Origin of the sequence: Alloalcanivorax xenomutans (genome assembly GCF_032810065.1) — a bacterium.
Lineage (GTDB): Bacteria > Pseudomonadota > Gammaproteobacteria > Pseudomonadales > Alcanivoracaceae > Alloalcanivorax > Alloalcanivorax xenomutans.
The window spans coordinates 3,670,118-3,685,318 of record NZ_CP136538.1; the positions used below are offsets into that span (position 1 = coordinate 3,670,118).

Annotated in this window: 15 protein-coding genes and 1 tRNA gene; 11 read left to right on the forward strand and 5 right to left on the reverse strand. The window is 60.0% G+C overall.

The features are described from left to right. Positions 1 to 14: 14 nt before the first annotated feature. The 4 genes from RYH70_RS16910 (at position 15) to RYH70_RS16925 (ending at position 4,963) form a co-directional block, all read left to right on the forward strand. The gene (locus RYH70_RS16910) at positions 15 to 608 is read left to right on the forward strand and encodes a DUF3275 family protein (protein ID WP_317009440.1); all 594 of its coding nucleotides are present in this window, start codon (positions 15 to 17) and stop codon (positions 606 to 608) included. A gap of 121 nt (positions 609 to 729) precedes the next feature. Beyond that, entirely contained in the window at positions 730 to 1,371 is a 642-nt protein-coding gene (locus RYH70_RS16915; protein WP_317009441.1) for a hypothetical protein, read from the forward strand. Between the two features lie 94 nt (positions 1,372 to 1,465). Then, entirely contained in the window at positions 1,466 to 2,575 is a 1,110-nt protein-coding gene (locus tag RYH70_RS16920; protein WP_317009442.1) for a DUF6094 domain-containing protein, read from the forward strand. A gap of 111 nt (positions 2,576 to 2,686) precedes the next feature. Beyond that, on the forward strand, positions 2,687 to 4,963 hold the full coding sequence (locus RYH70_RS16925; RefSeq protein WP_317009443.1) for a DEAD/DEAH box helicase: 2,277 nt from the start codon (positions 2,687 to 2,689) through the stop codon (positions 4,961 to 4,963). Positions 4,964 to 4,997: 34 nt separating this feature from the next. Here RYH70_RS16925 and RYH70_RS16930 read toward each other — a convergent pair whose 3' ends face one another. Then, the gene (locus RYH70_RS16930; RefSeq protein WP_317009444.1) at positions 4,998 to 5,753 is read right to left on the reverse strand and encodes a hypothetical protein; all 756 of its coding nucleotides are present in this window, start codon (positions 5,751 to 5,753) and stop codon (positions 4,998 to 5,000) included. Between the two features lie 34 nt (positions 5,754 to 5,787). Beyond that, the gene (locus RYH70_RS16935) at positions 5,788 to 6,162 is read right to left on the reverse strand and encodes a DUF2493 domain-containing protein (RefSeq protein WP_317009445.1); all 375 of its coding nucleotides are present in this window, start codon (positions 6,160 to 6,162) and stop codon (positions 5,788 to 5,790) included. A gap of 244 nt (positions 6,163 to 6,406) precedes the next feature. Here RYH70_RS16935 and RYH70_RS16940 point away from each other — a divergent pair, with 244 nt between their 5' ends. The 5 genes from RYH70_RS16940 to RYH70_RS20930 all read left to right on the forward strand — a co-directional run bounded on the left by RYH70_RS16940 (position 6,407) and on the right by RYH70_RS20930 (position 9,647). Next, positions 6,407 to 6,691 carry a hypothetical protein gene (locus tag RYH70_RS16940; protein ID WP_317009446.1) on the forward strand — a complete coding sequence of 95 codons (285 nt, stop codon included), beginning with the start codon at positions 6,407 to 6,409 and terminating at the stop codon, positions 6,689 to 6,691. 73 nt (positions 6,692 to 6,764) lie between these two features. Continuing rightward, positions 6,765 to 7,241, forward strand: a complete 477-nt coding sequence (locus RYH70_RS16945) for a JAB domain-containing protein (protein WP_063140665.1) — start codon at positions 6,765 to 6,767, stop codon at positions 7,239 to 7,241. Between the two features lie 1,317 nt (positions 7,242 to 8,558). Next, positions 8,559 to 8,777, forward strand: coding sequence for a hypothetical protein (locus tag RYH70_RS16950; RefSeq protein ID WP_063140668.1), 219 nt, complete (start codon positions 8,559 to 8,561; stop codon positions 8,775 to 8,777). A 47-nt stretch (positions 8,778 to 8,824) separates the two neighbouring features. Continuing rightward, the gene (locus tag RYH70_RS16955) at positions 8,825 to 9,325 is read left to right on the forward strand and encodes a hypothetical protein (RefSeq protein ID WP_063140669.1); all 501 of its coding nucleotides are present in this window, start codon (positions 8,825 to 8,827) and stop codon (positions 9,323 to 9,325) included. A 127-nt stretch (positions 9,326 to 9,452) separates the two neighbouring features. Next, positions 9,453 to 9,647 carry a helix-turn-helix domain-containing protein gene (locus tag RYH70_RS20930; protein WP_063140670.1) on the forward strand — a complete coding sequence of 65 codons (195 nt, stop codon included), beginning with the start codon at positions 9,453 to 9,455 and terminating at the stop codon, positions 9,645 to 9,647. Positions 9,648 to 9,914: 267 nt separating this feature from the next. Here the strand turns inward: RYH70_RS20930 and RYH70_RS16960 are convergent, their stop codons facing one another. Continuing rightward, complete coding sequence (locus RYH70_RS16960) at positions 9,915 to 10,262, reverse strand: hypothetical protein (RefSeq protein WP_080531513.1); 348 nt, start codon at positions 10,260 to 10,262, stop codon at positions 9,915 to 9,917. Positions 10,263 to 10,348: 86 nt separating this feature from the next. Beyond that, positions 10,349 to 11,581 carry a chymotrypsin family serine protease gene (locus tag RYH70_RS16965; RefSeq protein ID WP_080531514.1) on the reverse strand — a complete coding sequence of 411 codons (1,233 nt, stop codon included), beginning with the start codon at positions 11,579 to 11,581 and terminating at the stop codon, positions 10,349 to 10,351. Between the two features lie 334 nt (positions 11,582 to 11,915). Between RYH70_RS16965 and mobH the strand changes: the two genes are divergently transcribed. Both mobH and RYH70_RS16975 read left to right on the forward strand, forming a co-directional pair. Further along, entirely contained in the window at positions 11,916 to 13,787 is a 1,872-nt protein-coding gene (gene mobH / locus RYH70_RS16970) for a MobH family relaxase (RefSeq protein ID WP_317009447.1), read from the forward strand. A 92-nt stretch (positions 13,788 to 13,879) separates the two neighbouring features. After that, complete coding sequence (locus tag RYH70_RS16975) at positions 13,880 to 14,830, forward strand: tyrosine-type recombinase/integrase (protein WP_026949806.1); 951 nt, start codon at positions 13,880 to 13,882, stop codon at positions 14,828 to 14,830. Positions 14,831 to 15,024: 194 nt separating this feature from the next. Here RYH70_RS16975 and RYH70_RS16980 read toward each other — a convergent pair. Beyond that, positions 15,025 to 15,111: transfer RNA gene (locus RYH70_RS16980), tRNA-Leu, on the reverse strand. Positions 15,112 to 15,201 lie beyond the last annotated feature (90 nt).

Consider the following 15,201-nt stretch of genomic DNA (forward strand, 5'->3'; position numbering starts at 1 on the left):
CTGGAGTCTGTCCTATGATTTCCTTATCTGGCCAATTGGCCATCCGCACCATTCACGGGCGCAACGGCGCGTTCAACGTTGGCCGCCTTTCCACCTCCATCGGCGATTTTGTCGTCAAGAATGCGGAGCTGGATCAGTACCACGAAGGCAAGTACGACGGTGATTTTCTGATCACCGCCATCCGTCCCACCCACTACCTCGCTAACGGGCGACTGGTGATCGAGATTCGCGCTCAGTTGGACGGTATGACGCTGTCCGGTATCGATGCCCTGAGCAACGACGATGCCAGCCGTCTCAGCACGGAAGAACCCGACCCGGCTGACGAGCCCATTCAGCCAACGGCCCATGCCCCTCAACCCTCAGCGCCCAACGCTGCCCCCGCACCGTCGGAGGAATCCTCCGCGCCCCAGGACACACCGTCCGAGGGCCAGGCGAACGCGGACGGGGACGACGCCAAGCTGTTTGGCCCCCTGTGGCCTCTCTCAGACGCCGTGAAACTCGACGCCACCGTGGACCGGCGCCGGCTCCGCCAACAGTGCGACCGGCTCCATCAACTGGGGTACGAGTTCGCGCCCCTCTCTCAGGACTGGCATCGCGTCAGCCCTTGAGGGCCCTTCTCACGTCATCAGCACCACGGTCCTGTGGTGCTTGCGCGCTGCGCTAACCCTTCGGTGTCTTGGGCCTCTGTCGGCCCGCACTGCCTTTCACTCGGATAATCAGGAAACCACCATGTCTACCTCTACTCACTGCACACCGCAGGCGCTCTATCGCATCGAAGAATGCCCCGATCTGATGGTCGATGGGCACGTCGGCGATGAGCGCGGCAACCTGGTGTTCTTGTCCCTCTGGGGCCGGGACACCGCGATCCAGTCCTTTCTCGCTCGGCTGACGCTGGGGCGCGATGAACAAGGCCTGGACCATTTCCACCTGATCTTGGAGCAGGACAGCCGCGTTTCGGTGTTCGTGCCCAACACGGACCACCTGGAAAAACGCACCACCCGGGCCTATCGCCAGACCCTGTTCGGCACCCTGGTCCATGTGTGGCTGTTCGACACACGCTGCCTGACGCCGGACCGCACCAACGGCACCGCGCTCACGCTGCTGCCCCGAGGCGTCCCCAATACCGATCCACGGTTATGGCAGGCCGTGCGGGAGACCTGCGCCTTGCCCCTGCTGGATCATTGGCGCGACACCGTGCTGACGCTGCTGTGGGACCTCAACATGCTGGGGCGCCTTCCAATGACCCTCGGGCCGCTGGAAGGGGTTCGGCTCACGCTGGATCTGCCACGACTGACGGACCTGCTCGGAGAACGCATTCGGGCCGGGACGCTGACCGCGTCACCACAGCCTCGCAAAGCCCGGGCCGCCTAGCGGCCTGGGTTCCGGCAACCGCCTTTCAAACCCCATCCGGGCAGGGATTTCCCTGCCTGACTTCCACACCGCTTATCACAATCAGGAGAGCCCTATGGCTTTGATGTTCCCGCGCCTAGCGCGCAACTTCGCCCGCAATGGGTACTTCCCCACGGACGAGCCCACACTGGAGCGGACCTTGTCCGCTCTATGCCCCGCCGACGGTCCCATGGCGATACTCGACCCCTGTGCCGGCGAAGGCGTCGCCCTCGCCGAGGCGGCACACGCCCTGGGCCCCGATGCCGTCACGGCCTACGCCGTGGAGTACGACGGCGAGCGCGCTCAACACGCCCGGACCTTGGTGGATCGGTGTGTTCACAGCGATCTGATGGACATGATGATCACACGCCAATCCTTCGGGCTGCTCTGGCTCAATCCGCCCTATGGTGATTTGGCCAAGAACGCCGACGGGGTGACCGACTACGCCGGCAAAGGCCGGGCACGGCTGGAAAAGCTGTTCTACCAGCGTGCCCTTCCTTTACTGCAGTACGACGGCATTCTGGTGTTCATCGTCCCTGCCTACGTGCTCGACCGAGAGTTGGTGGGCTGGCTGACCCGCCATTTCACGGATTTGACGGTCCACCAGGCGGTGGAGACGCAATTCAAACAGGTGGTGATCCTCGGGCGCCGAGTTCGGCAACGGGACACCGTGCCTGCCGAGGCCAAAGCGGCCCGCGATCACCTGTTGCGTATTGGCCAAGGAGAAGCGGCCGCGGACACGCTGCCGCCCACTTGGCCCCATCGTCGCTACACCGTCCCCTGTACCCGGGTTCTGCCCGAGCACTTCTACCGTGTCACGCTCGAACCTCAGCAACTGGCCGAAGAGGTGCATCGTCTGCGAGGGCTGTGGCCCACGGCGGACGCCTGCTTCGGCGCCACACACCGCCCGGCCCGGCCGCCGGCTTGCGCGCTCTCGCAGTGGCATCTGGCGTTGGCCTTGGCGGCCGGCGCCATTTCCGGGGTGATTACCGCCCCCAGTGGCAAAGTCCTCGCTGTGAAGGGGGACACCCACAAGGAAAAAACACAGACCTCGGAGTTCGCCGAACGTGAAGACGGCTCCATCGCGGAAACGCGTATTCTCACCGACCGGTTTGTTCCGGTGATTCGGGCCTGGGACATGACACCCGGCTCCGCGACGCAGGGGCAGATCCTGACTATTCGCTAACCCCATTTCGGCGCGTCACGCCGGAATATCCACTCCACATAGCCACCCCACCGGGGCCACACCGCCCCGAAAGGGGCGTGGTGGGCCCGTCATTCAATGAGGAGCTTCACCATGAAGACACTTACCCCCTCCACTCCGGCTTCGTCCGTTGTTTCCAGCGACCGTGACGAGGCTACCCTGACCGCTCTGACCGTGGGTCTGTCCGACTTCGTCGAGGAATTTGGCGACGAACTGCTGGCCGCCCTGAATCAGGCGAACCCGCCCGTTTTCGACGGGCAGCCCCGCCAGGAACGTGAACAGGTCCTGGCAGGCCTCTCCCGGACGTTGTTTCCGGCCCAGGCCCGGACGGTACACGCCGTCACTGAGTTGCTGATCAACCGCGGTGAACCCGCCGCGATCGTCAACGGGGAAATGGGCTGCGGTAAAACCACCGTGGGCATTGCCACGGCGGCCGTGTTGCACCGGACCGCAGGCTACCGGCGCACGCTGGTGCTCTCCCCACCCCACCTGGTCTATAAGTGGCGACGGGAAATCCTGGAGACCGTTCCCGACGCCCGCGTCTGGGTGCTCAATGGCCCGGACACCCTGTCCAAGCTGCTAAAACTGCGGGAGACATTGGGCTCTCCCATCGAAGGGCCGGAGTTCTTTGTTCTGGGCCGTGTGCGGATGCGCATGGGGTTCCACTGGCAGCCGGCGTTTCAGCGCCGGCGGCGCCAATACGGCGAGGAAGCGGTCTGTCCGGACTGCGGCAGGACCCTCACCGACCCGGACGGCGAGCCGATCCGGCCCGCGGCCCTCGACGCCGAGGACACCCGCCGCAAATGCGACGGGTGCGGCACACCGCTTTGGACGTTGGTGCGCCCCAGGGGGCTGTCCGCGACAGACCGCTCCGCGGCGGTGCTCAAAGCCCTGAAGCGGATCCCAACCATCGGGGAAGTGACCGCCCGACGGCTGATGAAAACGTTTGGCGAGGCATTCCTGGCGTCCATGCTGGGGGACAACCTCTACGAGTTCATCAACCTGATGGACGCCAACGGCCAGTTGGTCTTCTCCGACCGGCAGGCTCAGCGCATGGAGCGCGCCATGGCCAATATGGAGTTCGGCTTTGGCGAAGGCGGCTTCCAGCCTTCTGAGTTCATCAAGCGCTACTTGCCTCAAAACACGTTCGACCTGCTCATCGCCGACGAGGCGCATGAGTACAAGAACCGAGGCTCCGCCCAGGGCCAAGCCATGGGCGTCCTGGCGGCGAAGACCCGCAAGGTCCTGCTGCTTACCGGTACCCTCATGGGGGGCTACGCGGACGACCTGTTTTTCTTGCTGTTTCGGGCATTGCCTTCTCGGATGATCGAGGACGGCTACCGTCCGACACAGCGAGGCAGCTTGTCGTCCGCCGCCATGGCGTTCATGCGGGACCACGGGGTGCTCAAGGACATTTACTCCGAGAGCACCTCCGCGGCCCACAAGACCGCCAAGGGCAACAAGGTCACGGTTCGGACCACCAAGGCCCCCGGCTTTGGCCCGAAGGGCGTACTGCGTTACGTGCTGCCGTTCACGGTGTTCCTGAAGTTGAGGGACATCGGTGGCGTGCTGCCCCCGTATGACGAGGAATTTCGTGACGTGGCGATGACCGAGGAACAGGAAAGGGTCCACCAGACTCTGGCCTGCCAGCTCACCGCCGAGCTAAAGCGGGCTCTGGCACGTCGCGACACGACCCTGCTGGGCGTGGTGCTGAACGTCCTGCTCGCCTGGCCGGACACCTGCTTTCGGGCGGAGACGGTCAAGCATCCTCGGACCCGGGAGCCGCTGGCCTTCGTGCCCGCGCAGTTCTCCGACACCGACGTCATGCCCAAAGAGGCGGAACTCGTTGAGATCTGCCGGGAAGCCAAGGCGGAAGGCCGTAAAACCCTGGTCTATACCGTCTACACCGGCCACCGCGACACCACGGCCCGCCTGAAGGGCATCCTGGAGCGGGACGGGTTCAAGGTGGCGGTACTGCGCGCCAGCGTGGACGCGGCCCGGCGGGAAGACTGGATCGCCGATCAGCTGGAACGGGGTATCGATGTGCTCATCACCAACCCCGAACTGGTGAAAACCGGCTTGGATCTGCTGGCCTTTCCCACGATCGTGTTCATGCAATCCGGGTATAATGTGTACTCGCTGCAACAGGCCGCCCGCCGCTCCTGGCGGATTGGTCAAACGCAGCCGGTGCGGGTCATCTACCTGGGCTACGCTCGAACCTCACAGATGACCTGCCTGGGGCTCATGGCGAAGAAAATCACCGTGGCCCAGAGCACCTCGGGGGACGTGCCAGAATCCGGACTCGACGTTCTGAACCAGGACGGTGACTCGGTGGAAGTGGCCTTGGCCAAACAGCTTGTCACAGCGTGAAAAACCTTCGGCGGCCCCATGGGCCGCCTTTTTTTTACTCTACGTAATGACCGCCATCTCTTCTGTTCTTTTCTTCATCTTCTTTTCGACGAAGAGGCGGATGGTAGATCCAATTTACGTCAGGCCCATCAAACCATGCAGAGTAGATGTATCTGGCTGCTCCGAAAACACCAAGAGCGGCAAATATGACGAAAACCCTTCTCACCATCGTGTACCGCTCATAAACTTTATAAAGTTGGCCAAGAATGCTCCCATCAAAACCGCCACAGGAAACACTAACTCTCCAGGCAATCAGAATCATCAGAAAAGCGGACAGGATTAAAATTACAGCATCTTGAGTTCTCTCATTTTCCTTCTTCCATTTCTGGCGCCTTTCCTTGTAGTAGTCGTACAGAAATACATCACCGCTCTCTAAAGCTTCGCTCAACACCTTTGACGAACCGACAGAGGAATCCGGCTTCTTCCATCCTGACTGACCAAACCAGCGGGCAGGAAACACCTGGAATAAAACATCTCTTACCAATGTAAAGCATAATGGCAAAATAAAAGTCACCATCATGCTGAACACCGCGATCACGAAGAACAGCCACACCAAATCCTGAGCTTCAAAGGCACTTTGTTCGTAGTACGCAAGAATGCCCGCCTTTCTATAAATCAGGGACATGATGTCGAGAAACAGTAGGAAAGACCAACACCGTAGTGCCCAGCGCGGATCCCATGCCCGCTCCCAGCTTCCCCAAATACCGGGTGCCGTTGTCTCACTGCTGTCAGTGTTCTTGCTACCAAACATACCATCCTCCGTTGATGAATAAATGTCATTTCCCTCATGGGTTCTTAGCCCTGTTTCCGTAGGGCATCCAAATCGGAATGCCTTCCCTGACGGCCAGTCTTAATAAATGATCGATGCCCCTTCCGCCGTTCAGGGCAACGATGCCATCGGGATGCCCGTGCTCGATCACCAGGCGATTCAGGTGCCGCCAAGCGCCGTCACCATGGCGCCGTACATTTAAGGCGTAGACAATGTGGTCAACCCCGTTCGATGCGGCCCAGCGTTGCGCGGTATCCGCATGCGGGTGGCCACCGTGAATCAGCGCCACATCGATCTTCCGGAGCGACAACAACTGCCCCAGCGCCTTGAGACAGGCATGGGGGGAACCGCCTGCCTCACCACCACAAATCAATACTCGGCCACTGTTCATAATGACAGTATAGAGTCTCGTCCTTGAATCCTGCAACAATGGGTGTGGCTCTCGCCGCACAAACCGTGTGGTCCCTTGCCTTAACGCCCCGCCGGATCGTGAAACGGGGCGCGGCCGCTTGGCTCGATCCAATCTCTAACCTCGCCTTCCATGGCACTCTTTCAATCATTTCACCCCACGGGGAAACACTTCCCCATGGGGCGCATCCGCGCGTGTTTCTCCGTGCTTATTCAGGAGACGCACCATGCCTACGACCCAACCCCGTTTCCCTTTGGGAGCAACTGTCATCACTCCGGGTGCCGCCGCGGCGTTTGCCGACACCAACGTTCACCCCGCCCACTATCTTCAACGTCACCGTCACGGCGACTGGGGCGAGATGCCGCCAGAAGACCAGGCATCAAATGAAGAAGCACTCACCGAGGGATACCGACTGATGTCGAGCTATTCCATCGCCCCTCACACCACGATCTGGGTCATTACGGAAGCGGATAGGAGCGTCACCACGCTACTTCTGCCTTCCGAATACTGATTGACCTCGACTTTTCCTCTCCACCCGGGAGCCCCTCCCGGATGGAGGGACTCCCCGTATTCCGGGATTTATCATGAAACGTCACCCATCACTCCGTGAGACGGAGCAAGCGATCATCGACGCGGCCTGCGGGCTGTTGGAGCGTCGACTGCGCCGACAGTATCATCGACACACCGAGGTGTTCGACAAACCCGATGACGCGGCGAAGTACTTTCAACTCAAGCTGTCCGGTCAAGAGCAAGAAATGTTTGTCGGCATCCTCTTGGACAATAAGCACCGGATGCTACGGTACGAGGCGTTCTTCCAGGGCACCGTTGACAGCTGTGCGGCGCATCCGCGAGAGATCGTCAAGGCCGCGCTATCCTGCAACGCCACGAGCCTGATACTGGCGCACAATCACCCATCCGGCGTGCCTCAGCCCAGTGCCGGTGACCGCGCAGCAACAAACCGAATCGACTCGGCCTTGGAGTTGATCGGCGTTCGCTTGCTGGACCACATCATTGTCGGCCACGGTCAATGGTTCAGCTTCAGCCGACACGGCCTTCTCTAGCCCTCGCCCCGCATTTTGCGGGGCGTTTTCGTTTGGGGCACTTGGTCAAGGTAGACATATTTGCCCAAGACGTTGATACGCAACCTATTGAATTGACTTACCTTTCAGGCGTATAACGTCTGGCAGTGCCCATTGAGGATGCAATGGGCACTTTGGGGATAAAATTCCGAGCACTGAGGATGGACTCTCATGTCTCAAGCGCGATGTTTAGGTGACCGCAACGGCCAGACCGTGTGGGTCACCATTGGGTATCGAGAAAGCCTCCGGGGGTATTACATGGTCGTGGAGTCACAAGACGCGAAGGGCCATCGGCACGCCGTGTACTCCAGTGCGTTCCGGCGGCAGCTGCTGAGTTACCAACGGGAGCTGAAGCGATTAGGCATTACCGTCCCCCAACAGGTATTCCGGCAGGCGGCCGAGCAAGGTTCACGGCACCAGGCGTTGTATTCGATGGATCCATAGGGCGATCAAGGTAACGGGCGCCCCTATTCCCACACGCCTTCTGGCGGAAACCCGCCGCCCCATGTCACAATACGCCCATCACCCGCTGCCACGACGGTCATCGTGGTCCCTTGCCGCTTGCGGCATGACGCCCTGCCGGATCGAGAATCAGGGCGGCCTCCGGGCTCCGATCCTGCCCTCCCGCCTATAACGACACTATAACGGCGCACCTACGAAGGGAGGCGCTCAACGACGCGCCGGTGGTGAACCGGCGTTTCTTCTTTTTAATCCGAACCTCGTTCAAGACAACGCCATCGGGCTCACTGATCGTGCCGGCACCGGTTCGGGCCATGCTTTCCCCAGGTCGTTTCCCTTTTTTCTATTTTGAGACGGCCCGGGGAAGGCATGGCCTTCATCAACCACGCCGGCCGCCTGCCGCCGGACACCGGCAGCGCCCCTTTGTGCGGACCACCCCGGTGGCCGCGCCCGATCACGTTCCGGTCCCACACCCTGATCTGGACCAGGCAATGGTGATGGTCGCACGGCAAGGCCAAAAGACTGTTGCAAGGGTTTTGTTCATCAACACGCAGGTGCTGCATTCCACGTCTCATCGCACCCGCCCGCATCCCAATCTGCCCCACCCCGCACACCGCCAAGCCACACGCCGAAAGGGTGTGGCTTTTTACGTTGCGCCCACGACCTGGATGCCACCAATCACTACCCTGCCCCAGCCCACCAAAGGACAGAGGGTATTCGGGAAATCGTGTGGAAATTTGGCTTGCGCAATGCGCTCATTGAGCGTATCTTTAAATCCATGGAAGGCGCAGAGCCGACCACCGCCCCGGCGGAACCGGGCATCCTGATAGGAGCAACATCATGAGCACGTTCTTCATTCGCGAAGCCAACACCGACTGGCAAGCCACCTCCGCAAAAACCTTGGCAGGCGCCAAGCGCGCGGCATCCTCAGCTCAAATGTTCCAGGGCACCGACATCTTCGTCGGCATCCAGTGCGGCGACGAAATCCGCGTCGTTTCCCAGAAGCTCCACCCGGACGCACTGAACATGGCATCAAAAGGCCGCTGGGAAGACCGTTAAGGCATGCAAGCCCCGCTCAACGCGGGGCTTCTCTCATGGAGACGATCATGGACAACGACGACAAGAAGCCGGACGCCCTAATCCACCTGCGTGTGCCTGCCGAGGTGAAGGGCCGCTGGGTCAAGGAAAGCCGACTGGAGGGAATGAAACTGACCGACTGGATTACGGGCCGCGTGGAAGCCAAGGCCCTGAGCATCGCCGAGGTGCTTGAAGAAGCGGCAGCTATGGCCAGGTCGCTTGAGGACTCGCCGATCTTCTACCGCAACAAGCTCTGCGCAGACGGGATCGTGACAATCCAGCAGCAGGCCGCCCGATTCTCAGCGGCCACGGATGACGCTACTCGGCTCGATGCCGCGCTGTGGGCGCGCGAGGGGTATCAGTTGCTCAGTTCGGGGCTACCGGACAGCTATTCCGGGGCCGTTCCGAATGAAGGTCGCACGGGCTGGGTAACAGCGTCCCAAATGGCCCGCCTGTTCGGCGGAGAAGCCCTTTGGATTGAGCGATGCCAGCAGGAACTTGGCGGCGCGGGGAAGGAGGACGGCAGATGAAGCCCGCCACCCATGCTCGATCTGCGGGCAGCCTATACCAAGGCGAAAGAAAGGAAGCCGGCACGGCAGCCCGCCGAAGACGTGTGGAGAAGACTGCCGAAAGGAGAGAAACGTATGAGGAAACGCAGTGAACAATGAGCCCACTCCCGCAGAGATCCGCGGCGCCCGCGAGGCTGCAGGGTTATCTCAGACGGCAGCCGCTGAGCTAGTGCATAGCAAGTTGCGCACATGGCAGCAGTGGGAGGCCGGCGACCGAAAAATGCACCCTGGCCTATGGGAGCTGTTCCGGCTGAAGATCGCCACGCTCATTGCGCATACCTGATTCCAGCCGCATCAACGCGATAATCCGAATACCCAGGACAGATACAACCATCAAATGGCGCAAAGGGCCGGTACCGGCAAAAGGGCTGACGGGAAGGGGCAGAGCGAAGGGCAAAGGCCCTATCCGAAAGGGTCGCAGCGCCTTCGGCGCCGCACGACAAGAAGGCAAAGGGTTACAAGCGATTTAACACAAAGCCAGATGAGCTATAACAGTGGAGAGATAGACCGATGCGCGTGAGGAGGGAGGGCTGATCTCGCGAATTAAGGTCTACTGAGCCGGAGACCGCCGGCGCAGTTCAACAGGAAGGAGTCGCAATCTCACTGGAACCCCCAAGAGCGCCTCCGCTTCGTCTTTCATTGCATTCTCACCCATGATTCCGGTTTCCGATCGAATAGTAAGAACCACGCTGCCTTGCTCAGCGTCGGTTCCAATCCCTTGCAACGTTGGGAAAAGCTGACGCAGTTCTTCTTCATGAAAATCAATCGCTTTCCTGAGCTCGGCGGCATCATAAACAGGGCTGACCTCATCGGACATACTTCCACCCCAAACGGCAATCAAGACGACCGATGCGGCGACAACACCGCAGGCAGCCAACAACGAAACTGATTTTTTCATCGAACATTCGCCGCAATCTGAAACTAATTTACTTCGGAGTTCCCGGCATAAACCAACACCGAGAACTCCGGGAGTAGCACTAAACGTTAGGGACCATACAGTAACTGGAGTCCCAGGGATGATAGCCGATCAGTGCTTTGATACACCGCCAGAAGACAATCCCCAATCCCGGTCCCCGTAGAGGCGCCGGCGGAGTGGATACCCGTTGCCACCGTGCTTACAAACCAGGGGCCACCGCTATCACCTCCCGCACAGGCCAGGCCGGTTCCAGAACTCGGCGGCACCATCGAGATCCAAGTGGCATCACAGGGAACAGGATTCGAGGCCGGACCGCAGGTGTAGGAGGTCGGCTGAAAGTCTGTGGCATCAACGTCACCGCAGCTATAACCTGTCGTCGAGCCATAGTGGCAGAAGTTATTCCCCACCGCTGTGCTGGCCTGAGTACGTCGCCCTGTCAAAGTTCGCGGCGTTGTCGTGGAGTTCGCATAGAACTTGGGTTCTTCCGTAGCTGTCGAGGTATACCACTGTTCATCATTCCTGGCCGTAAATGACCGGGCTTGATACGTGAGGGCTGCGGAAGCCCCGTCAACCCCGGTATAGTTGGCGTTACCGGGCCCACAGTGAGCAGCCGTAGTGACCCCGGTCGTCGTTCCAGTGGTTCGTTTTACCACGAACGCAGTGGTGCACCCCATGTCCAGGCTGCCACTCCCCCGAACCGCTTGCCGTTCCAGAGGAACAGGGATAGTCCGAACCCGAACAGGTACCCCGAGGTCCTGAGAAGCAGACTCCGCTTTCGATCTCATCTGGCGCGATTCCTTATCGCCCCCCAATACAGTCAGTACCACTTCCCCCGTTCTTGGATCGGTATGAGTCCCTTGCAGGCCTGGAAAGGTCGCTTTGAGGGTATCCGGATTCGTGGCAATCGCCTGTTGGAGTTCTGCCTGCGTATGTGGTGCACCGACAACGAACTCCACCGCCACCTGTTCGTCGGATACGTTGAAAGCTCGCGAGGCGACCCGCTCATTCCCCTTTAGTCGAACGACGATCCGTTCCGTCGGGGCATGTTCAATGTACAGGCCAGCCAGACGATTTTGGTATTGATCCCGCAATCGCGCGACCACATCACCTGCCGCAGCTTGCCATTTCAGGCGATGCAACGCTTCATCCTCATTGATGCTGTAGATCTTGGAGAATTGGGCCGCTTCCGCCTTCAGACCCTTTTCAAATTCCTCTGAAGTCAATTCATTAGCCAAACCAGTTCCGGAAACGGACCAAACCAGGACGGCAAGCGCGCTTCCCTTCATTACGTTCTTCCACATGAGCAAAGTCCTCCGCGTTGAATTGTGAAGATTCCATTCCATCATGATCCGCCTCAAGCCAATCGCGTTGTTTCAGTTCGCGACATGGCGTCTACCGCAGCGGACAAGGCTAGGTTTATCAGCCGCCCCGCATGAATTCAACGCGGTTCCGATCCATTACAAAAAGTTCACCGGAATCTTCGGTATAACGTAAGCACGGCCCTCCATTGTGACATCGACTTCCATATTTCATCTTGGAGACCCGCAATCAACGCAGTAGGCAACAGAAAACCCATCACCATCCTGTTCCCATTTTCCCTCCCCGCGCCCCTGCAACAGAGCTACCGTCCGCCACATGATGCGGACAACACTCCAACAGGTTCGGCGCTGGTTCCAGGCGCCCAATGACGCCACTGTGCCTCAGCGGCCTTCCTATGGCCGTTTTGAGGTCCAGGGCGCGGATGCCCTGTTGGCGCCGCACAACGGCCTGGTCTCCACCTTGAAAGGTCTGGCCGGTGTCCCCGAGTCGCATTGGCAGCGGTTGTATCAGGCGCTGCTCGATCGCTTCGCGGCTTTGGTCCAGTTGCTCCCCGCGTCAGAGGCCCACCACCACGCTGGGCCAGGTGGTTTGCTGCGCCACGGCCTGGAAGTGGCCCACAACGCCCTTTTGTTGAGACGCGGTATCTTGCTGCCGCCGAACGCCAGCCCTGAAGAGCAAGCCAGTCAGCAGGATCTGTGGACCTACGCCTGCTTTACCAGCGCCCTGCTCCACGACCTGGGGAAACCCGTGGTGGACCAGGAGATCACGCTTTACCACACCGATGGATCCGGCCACTCCTGGACGCCCGTGTCCGGCCCTATGCCTGAGGGCAGCCAGTATCAAATGACCTTCCGGCACGGGCGTGCCCATCGCCAACACGAACGGATCGCCCCGCTGCTCGCTCCCATCCTGCTGCCGCAACACGGACTGGACTGGCTGGCCTCGGCCCCTACCCTGCTGGACGCCTGGCTGGCGGCCATTCAGGGGGCAATGGAAGACGCCGGCCCCTTGGGCGCCATCATCGCCAAAGCCGACCGACGCTCCGTTGCGGAGAACCTGGCCGGTGGCGTCACTCCCCAGATGCCCACGACGCGGGTCAAGCCTTTGGCCGAACGCCTGCTCACCGGGCTGCGGCACCTCATCACTTCTGGAGAACTACCCCTCAATCGCCGCGGCGCGGCGGGCTTTACCGATGAGCACCACATCTGGCTGGTATCCAAACGCACCATCGATGCGCTGCTGGTGCATTTGATCGAGGAAGGCCAACCCGGCATCCCCACTCGCAACAGCCGCGTGATGGATGAGCTGCAACAGCATGGGATTGTGGTGCCGAATGAGGATCGGGCCATCTGGCTTTGTGACATCACCATTGATGACTGGCGCCAATCGTTAACCTGCCTGAAGATCGACCTCAGCCGGATCTGGCCCGATCCGGATCAGCGCCCTTCAGGCACCGGCGTCACCGTCCAACCCAGTACCACCAAACCCACGACGGATGTGAATTCCGATGAGGAAGCCGATCAGGAGCACCGCCCATCGGCACCAGACTCACAAACACCGCCGGTGCATGCCAATGAGCCGGACTTACCGCTACCCCCCATACCCGCGTCCACTGGCCATCCGGATAGCCATGACGGCAAAGACATCGCTGACGACCTGGCGTTGCCGCTACCAATGGATATCAACACCGACAGAGGCTCCAGCGAAGGGGTAACCGAGGACCCCGGCAAACAGGTTGAAGCGAACACGAGTTCGCCAACCAATCCCAGGCCTACCACGCCGGCGTCGCCCCCACCGTCACCTATAAAAAACGAAGCTGATCAGGCGTCAGGCGACCCAGGCAAGCAGTTTCTGGCTTGGTTACGCGATGGTCTGGCCACGGGCCGGTTGGCGATCAACACACCCCAGGCCCGCATCCACGTTATCGAACAGGGCCTGGTTCTGGTCTCCCCCGGCATTTTCAAAGACTTCAGTGCGGCGCGCTGGAACCACGTCCAGAAGCGATTCCAAAAGCTGAAGCTGCACCAGCGCACCCACGACAACATGAACATCTGGACGTGCAAGGCCACTGGCGCCAGAAAACAAGCCCTGATGAAGGTGTATTTGATTTCCAAGGCCGAGATCAGCGAGTTGGGATTGACACTGCCGCCACCCAATCCGGCGGTCACTCTACTACCGATGGCTTAGTCACTTCGTCATATCAAGTGACAAACAGAAACACTATAACCTTTCCCAGGGCGCGGAGAGCGCCCCTAACCACCATCAAGGAGGACACGTTAATGACCATCATGGCCACACTACCAAGGACGCACTTACAACACGTATTACAAGACTATCTGAGGATCCGGCTGCTGAAGCCCGATTCGGTGGGCTGCTACCAGGACGCCGTTCGTCGATGGATTGACGAGACCGGACTGGATGACCTGAAGGCGATTACCGCTGACGACGTGATTGATTGGCGCAACCGGTTATTGGTGCGGATTGCCCGCACCACCTGGAACAAAGAGCGCCGACACCTACGCGCCGTCGCCAACCACGCGCTGGCGCAGGGTTTAATTGAAAAGAACCCGTTTGTCGAGGTGCCGGCCGCACCGGAACCCTGCCGGCTGCCCAAAACCATCACCATTGATTTGGTCAATGCCGCGCTGACGCTATTGAGCAAAAGCCCTGGCACCTCTCACGCCATGTCGCCGAGGTGGTTCTGGGGTATCGTGATCAGAACGTTTTATTTCACTGGCATTCGACGGTCCCAATTGGTCGGCATCCCATGGCGACATCTCAACCTGCCCGGGCGGGCTCTTTTGCTGGGGTATGAGACCAGCAAGACCTTTCGAGATAAATACCTGCCGATCCACCCTGACCTGGTTCCCGATCTGGAGTATCTGTACCAGCGCACCCGTGAGGTCCTAGGTCGGGCCCCCAGGCCAGAGGAACAGGTCTTCAACGGGGCGTTGTTCAATGACCGCTATCAGAGTGACACCTTGACCCGTGACCAAGTCACCCGCTTTTTCCAGGCCCTTTCAAGGGAACTGGGGCAGCCGGTCTCGGCCCACCGCCTTCGGCATACCATGGCGACCCATCTCGCTCCGACAGGGCAGATCCGGAGCCTCCAGGAAGTGCTGGGCCACACCAGCGTCAAAACCACCATGACCTACGTGCATCCCGATCTGGAGCAGTTGACGGCCTTCCTGGGCCATCTGCCGGGGTTGCGTCCCATGGGGCGGTCGTGATAAAAGCGTTTCTGTTGGGCTTTTTCCAGCAGCTAACGGGTATCTGATAGGTTACTGTTTCGTTAGTTCTGCTAGGGAGGACAGACCTTATTTTCAGGTTGCCCAAGACACCGCAGGCAAAAGAAAGCCGGGGAGTGTGAGTCCCCGGCGGCAATTTGCCAAGATTTAGAGGTGTCTTGGCGCACCTACGAATTTGGTACCAGAGGCCGGACTTGAACCGGCACGCCCGCGAAGGCAACGGATTTTGAATCCGTCGTGTCTACCAATTCCACCACTCTGGCAAGGGATGGCAACAGCCTGCATCAGGCCATCGGCCGGCGAGTATACCAATCTCGCCGGACAATGCCAGCCATTATGCCGTGGATATCGAG

Bases quoted from the DNA above. Each gene is read 5' to 3' on its own strand.
- RYH70_RS16910 (WP_317009440.1), top strand. From the start codon at position 15: ATGATTTCCTTATCTGGCCAATTGGCCATCCGCACCATTCACGGGCGC.
- RYH70_RS16915 (WP_317009441.1), top strand. From the start codon at position 730: ATGTCTACCTCTACTCACTGCACACCGCAGGCGCTCTATCGCATCGAA.
- RYH70_RS16920 (WP_317009442.1), top strand. From the start codon at position 1,466: ATGGCTTTGATGTTCCCGCGCCTAGCGCGCAACTTCGCCCGCAATGGG.
- RYH70_RS16925 (WP_317009443.1), top strand. From the start codon at position 2,687: ATGAAGACACTTACCCCCTCCACTCCGGCTTCGTCCGTTGTTTCCAGC.
- RYH70_RS16930 (WP_317009444.1), bottom strand. From the start codon at position 5,753: ATGTTTGGTAGCAAGAACACTGACAGCAGTGAGACAACGGCACCCGGT.
- RYH70_RS16935 (WP_317009445.1), bottom strand. From the start codon at position 6,162: ATGAACAGTGGCCGAGTATTGATTTGTGGTGGTGAGGCAGGCGGTTCC.
- RYH70_RS16940 (WP_317009446.1), top strand. From the start codon at position 6,407: ATGCCTACGACCCAACCCCGTTTCCCTTTGGGAGCAACTGTCATCACT.
- RYH70_RS16945 (WP_063140665.1), top strand. From the start codon at position 6,765: ATGAAACGTCACCCATCACTCCGTGAGACGGAGCAAGCGATCATCGAC.
- RYH70_RS16950 (WP_063140668.1), top strand. From the start codon at position 8,559: ATGAGCACGTTCTTCATTCGCGAAGCCAACACCGACTGGCAAGCCACC.
- RYH70_RS16955 (WP_063140669.1), top strand. From the start codon at position 8,825: ATGGACAACGACGACAAGAAGCCGGACGCCCTAATCCACCTGCGTGTG.
- RYH70_RS16960 (WP_080531513.1), bottom strand. From the start codon at position 10,262: ATGAAAAAATCAGTTTCGTTGTTGGCTGCCTGCGGTGTTGTCGCCGCA.
- RYH70_RS16965 (WP_080531514.1), bottom strand. From the start codon at position 11,581: ATGTGGAAGAACGTAATGAAGGGAAGCGCGCTTGCCGTCCTGGTTTGG.
- mobH (WP_317009447.1), top strand. From the start codon at position 11,916: ATGATGCGGACAACACTCCAACAGGTTCGGCGCTGGTTCCAGGCGCCC.
- RYH70_RS16975 (WP_026949806.1), top strand. From the start codon at position 13,880: ATGACCATCATGGCCACACTACCAAGGACGCACTTACAACACGTATTA.